Here is a 12,718-nt window from a genome sequence, read left to right as displayed (position 1 = left end):
GGCATCGAACGAAAATGGATGATGCTGTGTGCATTACGGACGTGTTCAGCCTGTTCCCAGCCGCGATGGGATACGATTTTGCTCGATATGCCCGTAGGGCAAGGGTAGAGCGACGTGATGGAGCCGAAAGGATCAGACATGGATCAGTTCCCGATCGTGTTGAGGGGTTACGACAAGGACAAGGTGGACGAGGCCTTCGCCGCCGCGCAGGAGCGCGTGCGTCAGGCGCAGCGCACCCTCGCCGGCATGCGCGAGCAGATCGCGGCCGACGACGACCGCATCCTGCAGCTGCAGGCGCAGCTGGAGGAGGAGAAGAAGCGCAAGCCCACCAAGAACAGCTTCGCCTCGCTCGGCGCCAACGCGCAGCAGATGCTCGCCTCCGCCGAACAGACCTGCTCCGAACTGCTCGAACGCGCCAAGGCCGACGCCTCCACCACGCGCAAGGCCGCCCAGGCCCAGGCCCAGACGCTCATCAACAACGCCAAGCTCGACGCCCAGCACATCGTCGGCGACGCCAACCAGAAGGCCTCCTCGATCCTCGACCAGGCCAACAACGAGGCTGAGACCATCACCACCACCGCCCGCAACGACGTCGCCCAGCTGCGTGCCGAGACCGCGAAGAACGTCACCGAACAGCGCCAGACCGTCGAGCTCGAACTGCGCAACTCCCGCGAGGAGCACAACAAGAAGCTCGCCTCCGAGCGCGCCTCGCAGGAGCGCGAGCTGTCGGACCTCAAGGCCACCGCCACCGCGCAGATCGCCGCCCAGCGCAAGAGCACCAACGAGGAGCTCTCCCGCCTCAAGTCCGAGGCGAACGACCAGATCGAGGCGGCGCTCGCCGAGGCGAACAAGAAGCTCGCCGACGTGCGCGAACAGGTCTCCAAGATGATGACCGACGCCCAGCGCAAGGCCGGCGAGATCACCGACGAGGCCAAGTCGAAGGCGCAGGAGATCACCGACGACGCCGAAGTGCACCGCACGAAGACCATGAGCCAGGTGAACGCCGAGGTCGAGCAGATCCGCACCGACATCGCCGCCCAGCAGGAGGAGGCCACCAAGAAGGTCAGCGAGCTGCTCGACAGCCTCGAGGAGCGCCGCACCGCCGCCAAGGACGAGGCCGACAAGCTCATCAGCCAGGCCAAGACCGTGCGCGAGGAGGCCGACTCCTACGCCGCCGCCAAGCGTTCCGACGCGGACGCCCAGGCCGCCGCCATCCTCAAGAAGGCCGGCGAGGAGGCCGAGACCCAAATCGAGGAGCGCCGCACCGCCGCGCAGGTCGAGCTCGACGGCCTCAAGAAGAACATCAAGGAGCTGCAGCAGCGCGAGGCGCAGATCACGCAGCGCGTCACCGAGCTGCGCTCCATGTTCACCAACGTGTTCTCCGGATTCCTCAACGACCAGGCCGCCGCTCCGGACGTGCCGGTGAACAACGCCGTGGCCGACGGCGACGCCGCGCCCGCCGACGCCCCGGCCGGGAACGCCGCCGGTGCCGATGAGGTCGACGACATCCCGGAGATCACCGACGGCGACGCCGGCGACCAGCAGCAGCCGGCCGCGCAGGACGCGCAGGGCGCCGAGCAGCAGCAGCAGTAGCTGCAGTAATAGCAGACGGCGATAGGAGCCCCTGCATGCCGACCGGGACGGGTCGGCATGCAGGGGCTCCCGTGTTTCCGTCATCGCCATACGTCGAGTAAGCTGGTCCCGGTTGTTATCCGCCCACAAGGAAATCAAGGAGATAATCGGACATGACTGAACTGCAGCCGTTGAGCACCGACGCGTTGGACACCCTGCGTGAGGAGTTCGACGCCGACGGCACCAACCGTATGGCGATGAACGCGGTGACCGCCGCCGGCATCGACACCGTTGCCAAGAACTACGATCGCGCGCGCCTGCTGCAGCGCCGCTTCTCCACCGTCGTGGACAACGGCGAGGCCACCCACCAGGACCGCTCCGGCCGCTGCTGGCTGTTCAGCTCCCTGAACGTGGCCCGCTTCGTCGCGAAGAAGAACCTGAACGTCAAGGAGTTCGAGTTCTCCCAGAACTACGCGATGTACTACGACAAGCTCGAGCGCGTCAACTACTTCCTGCAGGACGTGGCCGCCCTCGTTCGCGCCGGCGAGCCCGCCGACTCCCGTCTCGTCCAGCACCTGCTCGCCGACGTGATGGGCGACGGCGGCCAGTGGACGATGGCGATGAACGTCTACAAGAAGTACGGCGCCGTGCCGAAGGACCTCTACCCGGAGACCGCCTCCTCGAAGAACACGGGCGCGATGAACACGCAGCTGCGCCACATGCTGCACACCGCCGTCGCCCGCATGTTCGCCGCCGAGGCCGCCGGCGAGGACGCCCGCATCGACGAGGTCATCACCGAGGCCCGCGCCGCCGGCCACCGCATCCTCACCATCCACCTGGGCGAGCCGCCGGTCTCCTTCGATTGGGAGTGGACCGACGCCGACGGCGAGTTCCACCGCGACGGCGAGATCACGCCGCAGGAGTTCTGGAAGAAGTACGTGGGCTCCGCCGATCTGGAGAGCTACGTCTGCCTCGTCGACGATCCGCGCAAGGAGCACCCGAAGGGCCGCAAGATCGCCATCGAGCACCTCGGCAACGTGGCCGGCGGCGACGCCACCGAATACCTCAACGTGCCGAACCAGTTCATGAAGGACTGCGTGAAGAAGATCCTCGTCGAGCAGGGCATCCCGGTGTGGTTCGGCGCCGACTGCCACCCGTTCATGGACCGCGAGTCCGGCGCGTGGGCCACCGACCTGTTCGAGTACGGTTCGATCTACGACTTCGACTTCGACCTCGACAAGGAGGAGCGCGTGCGCTTCGCCGACTCCGCGATGAATCACGCGATGGCGTTCGCCGGCGTGGACGTCGCCGAGGACGGCGCCACCCGCCGCTGGCGCATCGAGAACTCCTGGGGCACGAAGATCGCCGACAAGGGCTACTTCACGATGAGCGACGATTGGTTCACCGAGTACGTCTATGAGGTCGCCGTCCCCAAGGCGCTCCTCCCCGAGGAGTACCTCAAGGCCCTCGAAGAAGACGCCATCTCCCTGCCCGCATGGGATCCGATGGGCGCGCTTGCCTGAAAGGCAAGCGCGCCTGAGCCGACATGCCGTATAGCGAACAGCCCGGTGGGCTGTTCGTAGGCATGGCCCGCGGTCGTGAGACCGCGGGGAACGGCGAAGGCAGATCTGAGTCTGCCGAAGGCAGTCAATAATTGCAGGGCGCACTCGCGTGAGAAACTCGGCCCCCTCTGACGAGGGGGCTCCCGGCGGAGCCGGGTGGGGGAGAGACCGCGGCCGCAGGCCGCAGAAGAACGGAATCGGCCTTCGGCCGATGCGATTTTCCCGCGGCCTGCGGCCGCTCTTCCTCTCTCCCTCCGTCATCGCTTCGCGATGACACCTCCCTCGTCAGAGGGAGGCGATGGCAGCTGGCCTCACATCAGCTCGCCTGTCGGCTCGCACATCGCCTACAAACGCCTCCGGCGTTCGCTTCACGGCGAGGTCCCGTCAGGGGGAGCCCGATAACCCGCCGATTCCGGCCGGCCGTTCCACGAAACGGCCGGCCGGTTTCGCATTTCGGGCACGGCACACTACAGTGAAGTGGTCGCCGCACGGTGCGGCGCGTATCGCGCATCGCATGTCGCATGCGCATATATCGAATGACTCATGGTCAAGAAAGGAGAGTCGGCATGGCAGCACTTCGTGGTCCGGACAGTTCCGAGGACGCGCGTCGTTTGGGGGAGCAGGCCGTCTTTCCCGAGACCGTCGACGTCAACATCCGCCAGCTCGACCCGATTCCCGCGCCGCGCGCGTTCCTGAGGGAGCTGCCGCTCACCGACGAGATGAGCGAGCTGGTGCTCACCTCCCGCCAGCAGATCCGCGACGTCCTGCACGGCCGCGACGACCGTCTGCTCGTCATCGTCGGCCCTTGCTCGATCCACGATCCGAAGGCCGCGCACGAGTACGCGGAGAAGCTCGCCGCCGTGAACCGCGAGCTCAACGACCGCCTGCTCATCGTCATGCGCGTGTACTTCGAGAAGCCGCGCACCACGATCGGCTGGAAGGGCCTCATCAACGACCCGGACCTCGACGGCCGGTTCAACATCCGCAAGGGCATGTGGCTGGCACGCAAGGTGCTCACCGACGTGCTCAACCTGGGCCTTCCCACCGCGACCGAATGGCTGGACCCGATCACCCCGCAGTACATCTGCGACCTGATCAGCTGGGGCGCGATCGGCGCGCGCAACACCGAATCTCAGGTGCATCGCGAGCTCGCCTCCGGCCTGTCGATGCCGGTGGGCTTCAAGAACGCGACCGACGGCTCGATCAAGCCGGCCGCCGACTCCTGCTATGCGGCCGCGTTCGAACATCATTTCCTGTCGATCAATCTGGACGGCCGCGTCATCTCGGCGGAGACGAAGGGCAACCCGGACTGCCATCTCGTGTTGCGCGGCTCGAACCACGGCCCCAACTACGACAAGGCGTCCGTCGCCCAGGCGCTGGAGGACCTGAGGAAGTCGAAGGCGTCGGGCCCGAGCGAGCATGGTCTCGTCATCGACGCGGCGCACGGCAACTGCGGCAAGGACGAGGTGCGCGAGGCCGAGGTCGTCGAGGAGATCGCGCAGCGCGTCGCCGAAGGCGAACCTGGCATCCTCGGCGTGATGATGGAGAGCTTCCTCGTCGCCGGCCATCAGAAGCCGGCGCCGCTCGACCAGCTCGTCTACGGCCAGTCGGTGACCGACTCCTGCGTGCCGTGGGACCGCACCGAGGAGCTGCTGCATACGCTCGCCGACGCGGTCGCCGCCCGTCGCGCCTCCCGCTGAACCCATCCGCCGCACTCTCCCGCCGCGGGCGATATCCGCTATCCTTGGGCACTGGATATGTGAGCCAAGGGAGAAGCGATCGTCATGCAGCAACAGCAGCCACTCAACAAGCCGGAGGATCTGAAGGCCATCCGCGAGGCGATGGACGCGGGCAAGAACCCGCTCGTCGCCACGGACGTGCCGCGCTGGGAGGACCAGGTCGGCGTCAGCCGCATCGTGAACCGGCGCGTGCTGGAGTTCGAGGTGCTGCCCACCCCGGCCCAGGTACTCGCCGACCTGCCGCTCGGCCCCGAGGCACAGGAGATCGTCGCCTATTCGCGTGACGAGATCCGCGCCTGCCTGTACGGGCAGGACGACCGTCTGCTCGTCGTCGTCGGCCCGTGCTCGGTGCACGATCCGGCGGCGGCGCTCGACTACGCGCGTCGTCTCGCCAAGCTCAAGGACGAGCTCGACGGCCAGCTGCTTATCGTCATGCGCGTGTACTTCGAGAAGCCGCGCACCACCGTCGGCTGGAAGGGCCTCATCAACGATCCGGACATCGACGGCTCGTGCAACATCCGCAAGGGCCTGCTGCTCGCGCGCAGGACGCTGCTCGGCGTGCTCGGCGAGGGCCTCGCCGCCGCCACTGAATTCCTCGAGCCGACCAGCCCGCAGTTCATCGCCGACGCGGTCAGCTGGGGCGCGATCGGCGCGCGCAACACCGAAAGCCAGGTGCACCGCCAGCTCGCGAGCGGGCTTTCGATGCCGATCGGCTTCAAGAACGCGACCGACGGCTCGGTCAAGGCCGCGTCCGACTCGTGCTTCGCGGCCGCGCAGCAGCACACGTTCTTCGGCATCGACCATCTGGGCCGCGCCGCCGTCGTCAAGACGCTCGGCAATCCCGACTGCCACGTCGTGCTGCGTGGCGCGAGCTCCGGTCCGAACTACTCGCGCGAGGACATCGCCGCCGCGTTGGAGACGATCCGCAAACGCATGCCCGCCGACTCCGCCGCCGCGCACGGCGTGATCGTCGACTGCTCGCACGGCAACTCCGGCAAGGACGAGCATCGCCAGGCGCAGGTGGTGCGCGAGATCGCCGCGCGCATCGCCGCGGGGGAGCAGGGCATCACCGGTGTGATGATGGAGAGCTTCATCGAAGGCGGCAACCAGCCGGCCGCGCCGCTCGACCAGCTCGTCTACGGCAAGTCGATCACCGACAAGTGCCTGAGCTGGGAGGATACGGAGGCCCTGCTGCGCGAACTCGCCGAAGCGGTCGCCACGCGCCGCTGGCGGTGAGGGGGAGCGGGGTCTACCCCTCAGTCGGCCTGCGGCCGCCAGCTCCCCTGTCAAGGGGAGCCGAACCTTGGCGATGTCAAGGGGAAGCGAAGCTTGGTGATGCCGAGGGGAGCCGGGATACATGGAACGTGGTCCACAATGTGAGCAGTCTCACCGCGGGGTCCGGACGGCGAGTAGACCAATAGGCAGCACAGCGGTGTGCGGACGCCGCTGCAGCCACAAGCCGCCAGCCCGCGCTCCGCGCACCCTGCCGATTCCCCGCGGCGCGACGCATACCGCGCATGGCCCGCGGGGATGAATCCGAGAGATTCATTCAAGAGGGGTTACATCACATCATGTCCGCAACCGCAGTCGCATCCACGGCAACCTCGGCGAAGAAGGACTCCGTTCCCGAGATCATCGCCGCGTCGATGGTGGGTACCGCCATCGAGTTCTACGACAACTACTGCTATTCCATCGCGTCCGCCAGCTACTTCGGCGCGATCTTCTTCCCGGCCGCCACCAAGGCCAACCCGGCCATCGGCACCATGCTCGCGTTCCTCACGTTCGCCGTGTCCTTCCTCGCCCGCCCGTTCGGCTCCATGCTGTTCGGCCACTTCGGCGACAAGATCGGCCGCAAGACCACGCTCGTCGTCGCGCTGATGACGATGGGCATCTCCACGTTCCTCGTCGGCTGCCTGCCCAGCTACGACCAGTTGGGCGTGCTCGCCATCATCATCCTGTGCATCTGCCGCGCCTGCCAGGGCGTCGGCCTCGCCGGCGAATGGTCCGGCGCCGCCCTCGTCGCCACCGAGAACGCCCCGGCGCACAAGCGCGCCCTGTACGGCTCGTTCCCGAACCTCGGCGCCCCGATCGGCTTCTTCTGCGCCTACGGCCTGAACCTGCTGCTCGACTCCACGCTCGGCCCGGAGACGATGCAGGCCTGGGGCTGGCGTGTCCCGTTCCTGTGCTCCGCCGTGCTCGTCGCCATCGGCCTGTATGTGCGTCTGCGCATGACCGAGACGCCGATCTTCCGCAAGGCCGTCGCCAACGACCGCGTCGTCAAGCACCCGCTGCGCTCGCTCGTGCCGTACTGGAAGGAAGTCCTTCTCGGCACCTTCGCCATGGGCATCACCTACACGCTGTTCTACGTGCTCGGCACCTGGTCGCTGAGCTACGGCGTCAAGGTCATGCAGCCGGCGTTCACGCAGAACGAGTACCTCGCCATGCAGATGACCTCCGTGGTCTTCTTCGCGGTCTTCATCCTCATCTCCTGCATCTACTCCGACCGCATCGGCCGCAAGAAGGTGCTCATCACCACCACCGCCCTGACGCTCGTCTTCTCGCTGTTCGCGATGCATCTGCTGCAGCACAACGTCGTCACCGTCATGGTGTTCCTGTGCGTCGGCTTCGCGCTCATGGGCTGCCTGTTCGGACCGTGCGGCGCCTACCTGCCGGAGCTCTTCCCGACCAACGTGCGCTACTCCGGCGCGGGCCTGAGCTACAACCTCGCGGCCATCCTCGGCGGCGCGTTCGCCCCGTCCATCGCCACCGCCCTGGTGCAGTCGACCGGCTCCGTCGTGTCCGTCGGCTGGTACATGGCCATCATGGCCGCCCTCGCGCTCGTCGCCCTGTTCCTCATCAAGGAGAGCAAGGACAAGGACTACGAGGCCTGAGTCCATCCGATCCGCGGTACCCCCTCAGTCGGCTTCGCCGCCGGCTCCCCCTGAAGGGGGCGCGGAGAGAGGTCTGACCATAATCTCCCCTATGCTCGGTTGCGGAAACGCACATCGAGCATAGGGGAGATTTCGTATGACCGGCAAGCATATCGCGTCCGCCGCGGCGGCATCCACCAGGACCATCGCGATCATCGGCGCGCTGGACGAGGAGGTGGCGCTCATCGCCGCCGCCCTCGAGCACGTCGAGCACGACCATGCGGCGAGCCTCGACGTCACGCGCGGCACGATCGCCACGAACAAGGGCGAGGAGCTCGCCGTCGTCGCCACCGTGGGCGGCATGGGCCTCGTCGCCGCCGCCGCGACCACGCAGCATCTCATCAGCACGTACGCGCCGGACGCCGTCGTCTTCTCCGGCATCGCCGGCAACCTCAACCGCGAACTGCACGTCAACGACGTCGTGCTCGGCGGCACGCTGCGCTTCCTCGACACCGACATGCGTCTTGTCGGCCAGTGGAAGCCCGGCACGCCGGACGAGCCCGTCACCGAATTCCATTCCGACGACCACCTGCTCCACATCGCCGACGAGGCGCTCGACGCGGCCGGCACGAAGCACATCACCGGCATCATCGCCTCCGGCAACTACTTCGTCGACTCGCCCGAGCAGGTGAGCCGCGTCATCCACGACACGGGCGCCGACGCGGTCGAGATGGAGGGAGCCGCGGTCGCGCAGGTCGCCGCGCGCAACGACGTGCCCGCGCTCGTCATCCGAGCCCTGTCCGACAACGCGGACACCGACTACGAGGTCTTCAAGGAGTTCGACATCAGCGAGTACGCGGACACCGCCGCCGCGCTCGCCGTCGACATCCTCAGGCGCATGTGAGCCCACGTCCCGCGGACGTCCGTTTTTCGCCGGAAAAAATGAACATCCGCTGAACTTACGTAGTCCTGCGTGAATCCTACGTGTTCTCCCGCTAGTCTGGAGGGGCAAACGTTTTCGGCCGGCCGTCGCGTCGACGTCCCGTCGCGCGCCGCCGGCCTCCCGTCAGTGAGGTGGAACATGGTCTGGTGGCAGGTGCTCGTTCTGGTCGTCGTCGCGCTCGTCGCGGCGATCGCCGCCTACCGCGACGGCATGGAGCGGGGCGAGCGCGTGGGGCGCGAGTCGCGCCCGCACGTCGCCGCCCCGATCGACCCCGACGACGTGCTGTTCGGTGGCGAACCGTCGGTGCGTGCGCGGGAGGAGGCGTTCGTCGCGGCGATTCCCGAAGCGGTGATTCTCGTCGACGGCGAAGGCATCGTCCGCTACATGACGAAGGACGCCGCCGAATTCGGGATGAACGAGTCGCGTCATCTTTCGGACGACGACGCGCTCGGCATCCTCGCGCGCGTCGCCGCGGACGGCAAGACACGCGAACGTGAGATCGAACTGCCTGTCGAGGGCGTGCACACGCTCGCCGGCGTGAACGGCGATTCCGGGCGCGGCGTCGAGGCGGGCAAGGCGATGCCGTCGAACATCCGCTATCTCAGGGTGCGCGTGAGCGCGATCGGCGACGACCTGTACGCGGTTCTCATCAGCGACATGAGCGAGCAGCGCCGGTTCGAGGCGATGCGACGCGACTTCATGACGAACGTCTCGCACGAACTGAAGACGCCCGCCGGAGCCATCTCCCTGCTCGCCGAGACGATCGGCGACGCCGCCGACGATCCGGACGCCGTGCGCTACTTCGCCGGACGCGTCTCCAAGGAATCGACGCGACTGACCGAACTCGTCCACCGTCTCATCGACCTGCAGAAGGCGCAGGACGCGGCCGGCGTGCTCGACCCGAAGCGTCTCGGCGTGCTCGCCGTCGCGCGCAAGGCCATCGCCGAGAACCAGGTGCAGGCGGACGGACGCCACATCGCGCTCGAACTGCACTATGACGGCGTGCAGGTGCCGGCCGACGCGCCCGGACCGGGGGAGAGGGACGCGATCGTCTCCTGCGACGAGGACTCGATCACCACCGCCGTGAAGAACCTCGTCGAGAACGCGATCCACTATTCGCCCGAACACACGACCGTGCGCATCGCCGTGGGCGCGCGCGACGGCAAGGTGCGCATCCGCGTCATCGACCAGGGCATCGGCATCCCGGCGGAATCCATCGACCGCATCTTCGAGCGCTTCTACCGGGTCGATCCGGCGCGCTCGCGCGCGACCGGCGGCACCGGTCTCGGCCTCGCCATCGTCAAGCATTGCGTCGCCGACTGCGGCGGCACCGTGTCCGTGTGGTCGCATGAGGGGGAGGGGTCCACGTTCACGATCGAGCTGCCGCTCGACGCGGACCAGACGCCGCTCGCCGGTCCGGCCGCGGACGGTGCGGACGCTACGGACGCTACGGACACCGCCGGGGTCGCCGATGCCGCGGACGTTGCGGATGATCGGGGAACGGACGCCCGGAAAAACGTAGTCGGCGATGATGGTGGTACTGATGATTCGCATGATACTGGGAATCACACCGAAAACGACGCGTAATTATTACGTAGTCGAGATTGGAGGCGGATGAACCGTGGGCGAACGACTAGGATTGTCCACGTAACAAAACAGGGGAAAGGTGATCATGACGCGCATTCTCATCGTGGAAGACGAGGAATCCTACAGGGAACCGCTGGTGTACCAGCTTACGCGGGAAGGATACGACGTCTCCGCCGCCGCGACCGGCGAGGAGGGGCTCGAACTGTTCACCAAGGGCGGCATCGACTTCGTGCTGCTCGACCTCATGCTCCCCGGCATCGACGGCACGGCGCTGTGCCGCCGCATCCGCGAGCAGAGCCGTGTGCCGATCATCATGCTCACCGCCAAATCCACCGAGATCGACAAGGTCGTCGGACTCGAGCTCGGCGCCGACGACTATGTGACCAAGCCGTACTCGTTCCGCGAGCTGCTCGCGCGCATCCGCGCCGTCATGCGCCGCAACCAGCAGCCCTCGGGATCGGGCGACGGCTCCGGCGCCGACGACCTGCCGCTCGTGTGCGGCGACATCTCGATGCAGGTCGGCCAGCATCAGGTCACCGTGCGCGGCGAGAACGTGTTCTTCCCGCTCAAGGAGTTCGAGCTGCTCGAATACCTCCTGCAGAACAAGGGCCGCGTCATGACCCGCCACCAGCTCATCGACCGTATCTGGGGCTCCGACTATGTGGGCGACACCAAGACGCTCGATGTGCATGTCAAGCGCGTGCGCGCCAAGATCGAAGAGGACCCGAGCCACCCCAAGTACCTCACCACCGTGCGCGGCCTCGGCTACAAGATCGACAAGCCGGCCGCCTGACCTGCGGTTGCGTGACCTGCGGTTGCGCGTGATTCATTCAGGCTCCCTCTGACGAGGGAGCTGGCAGCCGGAGGCTGACTGAGGGAGAGAAGGGCCGGAAGGCCCGATTGGGTCTCCTCTTCTCTCCCCACCCTGCTTCGCCGAGAGCCCCCTCATCGCAGGAGGCCGGCTCATGCGCCAAACTACGCGCAAGTCCCCGAAAACGACGTAGGCATTGATTGCGGATTGTTCATCGTCCGTTCACTGATTTCGGCCGGTGAAAGCCGTCGTTCCCTCTAGTCTTGAAGATGTCAAGAAATGACGGACGGTTCGGAATGCGTCTCCACACCACATCCGGATCGCCTCTTGCAAGTGATAGAGGGAAAAGAAACAATGCGTAAGAACATCCTCGTTCGCTCCATTGCCGCCCTGTCCGGCATCGTGATGCTGGCCGGCCTTGCGGCCTGCGGCGACAACACCGCCTCCACTTCCAACGGTGGCTCCGATTCCACCACCAAGTCCGAACCCATCTCCGGCAACTTCGCCGGCGCCGGCGCCTCCTCCCAGCAGGCCGCCGTCGAGGCTTGGACCGCCGCCTTCCAGGGCACCAACCCGGACGCCAAGATCGCCTACAACCCGTCCGGCTCCGGCGCTGGCGTCTCCACCTTCCTCACCGGCGCCACCGCGTGGGCCGGCTCCGACAAGGCCCTGTCCGACGACGAGGTCGCCCAGTCCAAGACCGTGTGCACCTCCGGCACCGCCTTCGACGTCCCGGTGTACATCTCCCCGATCGCCGTGGTCTTCAACCTCAAGGGCATCTCCGACGCGGGCAAGCACATCGACCTCGACGCCTCCACCATCGCCAAGATCTTCGACGGCAAGATCACCAAGTGGAACGATCCGGCCATCGCCGACCAGAACAAGGACCTGAAGTTGCCCGACACCGCGATCACCGTCGTGCACCGCTCCGATAAGTCCGGCACCACCCAGAACTTCGTCTCCTACTTCAAGGACGCCGCCCCGAACGACTGGAGCTACGACCTGTCCGAGAACTGGCCGAACTCCGTCGGCCAGGGCGCCAAGGGCACCTCGGGCGTGATCTCCACCGTGCAGCAGGCCGACGGCACCATCGGCTACGCCGACTTCTCCCAGGTCGGCAAGCTCGGCACCGTCGCCGTGAAGGTCGGCGACACCTACAACGAGATCTCCGCCGAGGCCGGCTCCAAGGTCATCGAGGATTCCGAGCTCGACTCCTCCGCCAAGGGCGACAACCGTGTGGTCGTGAAGATCAACCACGAGACCACCGCCAAGGGCGCCTACCCGATCGTCCTCGTGTCCTACATGATCGCCTGCCCGGCCTACAAGGACGCGAAGCAGGGTGAGTTCGCCAAGGCGTGGCTCACCTACGTCACCTCCTCCGATGGCCAGAAGGCCGCCCAGGACGCCGCCGGCTCCGCGCCGCTGCCGTCCAGCCTGACCGCGAAGATCACGAAGTCGATCGCGGCCATCAAGACCAAGTGATGACCTTCCCGGGTCGTCCATACGGGCGGCCCGGCACGGTCCGAACAGCTTAATTGAAGACACCGAATCTGTGAGCCGCAGTCGTGCGAACGGCTGCGGCTCACAGCCGGTTTTCGGAAAACCGTGCCATGAAGGTCCTCACGCACTCGCAA

At 66.6% G+C, this 12,718-nt stretch carries 9 protein-coding genes; all 9 read left to right on the top strand.

The window, feature by feature from the left end; genetic code table 11:
- Positions 1-138: 138 nt before the first annotated feature.
- The 9 genes from AC1AYN_RS10030 (at position 139) to pstS (ending at position 12,566) form a co-directional block, all read left to right on the top strand.
- Positions 139-1,593, top strand: a complete 1,455-nt coding sequence (locus AC1AYN_RS10030) for a cell division protein (RefSeq protein ID WP_476533089.1) — start codon at positions 139-141, stop codon at positions 1,591-1,593.
- Between the two features lie 152 nt (positions 1,594-1,745).
- Positions 1,746-3,095: a C1 family peptidase gene (locus tag AC1AYN_RS10025; protein WP_476533088.1), complete on the top strand. Its 1,350-nt coding sequence runs from the start codon at positions 1,746-1,748 to the stop codon at positions 3,093-3,095.
- A gap of 605 nt (positions 3,096-3,700) precedes the next feature.
- Positions 3,701-4,834 carry a 3-deoxy-7-phosphoheptulonate synthase gene (locus AC1AYN_RS10020; RefSeq protein ID WP_476502843.1) on the top strand — a complete coding sequence of 378 codons (1,134 nt, stop codon included), beginning with the start codon at positions 3,701-3,703 and terminating at the stop codon, positions 4,832-4,834.
- An 84-nt stretch (positions 4,835-4,918) separates the two neighbouring features.
- The gene (locus AC1AYN_RS10015; protein WP_476502842.1) at positions 4,919-6,109 is read left to right on the top strand and encodes a 3-deoxy-7-phosphoheptulonate synthase; all 1,191 of its coding nucleotides are present in this window, start codon (positions 4,919-4,921) and stop codon (positions 6,107-6,109) included.
- 335 nt (positions 6,110-6,444) lie between these two features.
- Entirely contained in the window at positions 6,445-7,764 is a 1,320-nt protein-coding gene (locus AC1AYN_RS10010) for an MFS transporter (RefSeq protein WP_476533087.1), read from the top strand.
- 136 nt (positions 7,765-7,900) lie between these two features.
- Complete coding sequence (gene mtnN / locus AC1AYN_RS10005) at positions 7,901-8,647, top strand: 5'-methylthioadenosine/S-adenosylhomocysteine nucleosidase (RefSeq protein ID WP_476502840.1); 747 nt, start codon at positions 7,901-7,903, stop codon at positions 8,645-8,647.
- A 177-nt stretch (positions 8,648-8,824) separates the two neighbouring features.
- Positions 8,825-10,273, top strand: coding sequence for a sensor histidine kinase (locus AC1AYN_RS10000; RefSeq protein ID WP_476533086.1), 1,449 nt, complete (start codon positions 8,825-8,827; stop codon positions 10,271-10,273).
- Positions 10,274-10,358: 85 nt separating this feature from the next.
- A complete protein-coding gene (locus tag AC1AYN_RS09995) occupies positions 10,359-11,066 on the top strand; it encodes a response regulator transcription factor (RefSeq protein WP_476502838.1) in 708 nt (235 codons plus the stop codon).
- Positions 11,067-11,438: 372 nt separating this feature from the next.
- Positions 11,439-12,566, top strand: a complete 1,128-nt coding sequence (pstS, locus tag AC1AYN_RS09990; RefSeq protein WP_476533085.1) for a phosphate ABC transporter substrate-binding protein PstS — start codon at positions 11,439-11,441, stop codon at positions 12,564-12,566.
- Positions 12,567-12,718: the final 152 nt, after the last annotated feature.

This window comes from Bifidobacterium sp. LH_413, assembly GCF_056357015.1.
The sequence above is the reverse complement of the archived record's forward strand: the minus strand, read 5'-3'. Positions and strand labels throughout refer to the sequence as shown.

What these genes read in the sequence shown, in the direction of transcription:
- AC1AYN_RS10000 (WP_476533086.1), top strand. Translation starts at nt 8,825, where the DNA reads ATGGTCTGGTGGCAGGTGCTCGTTCTGGTCGTCGTCGCGCTCGTCGCG.
- mtnN (WP_476502840.1), top strand. Translation starts at nt 7,901, where the DNA reads ATGACCGGCAAGCATATCGCGTCCGCCGCGGCGGCATCCACCAGGACC.
- AC1AYN_RS10020 (WP_476502843.1), top strand. Translation starts at nt 3,701, where the DNA reads ATGGCAGCACTTCGTGGTCCGGACAGTTCCGAGGACGCGCGTCGTTTG.
- AC1AYN_RS10030 (WP_476533089.1), top strand. Translation starts at nt 139, where the DNA reads ATGGATCAGTTCCCGATCGTGTTGAGGGGTTACGACAAGGACAAGGTG.
- AC1AYN_RS10025 (WP_476533088.1), top strand. Translation starts at nt 1,746, where the DNA reads ATGACTGAACTGCAGCCGTTGAGCACCGACGCGTTGGACACCCTGCGT.
- AC1AYN_RS10015 (WP_476502842.1), top strand. Translation starts at nt 4,919, where the DNA reads ATGCAGCAACAGCAGCCACTCAACAAGCCGGAGGATCTGAAGGCCATC.
- AC1AYN_RS09995 (WP_476502838.1), top strand. Translation starts at nt 10,359, where the DNA reads ATGACGCGCATTCTCATCGTGGAAGACGAGGAATCCTACAGGGAACCG.
- AC1AYN_RS10010 (WP_476533087.1), top strand. Translation starts at nt 6,445, where the DNA reads ATGTCCGCAACCGCAGTCGCATCCACGGCAACCTCGGCGAAGAAGGAC.
- pstS (WP_476533085.1), top strand. Translation starts at nt 11,439, where the DNA reads ATGCGTAAGAACATCCTCGTTCGCTCCATTGCCGCCCTGTCCGGCATC.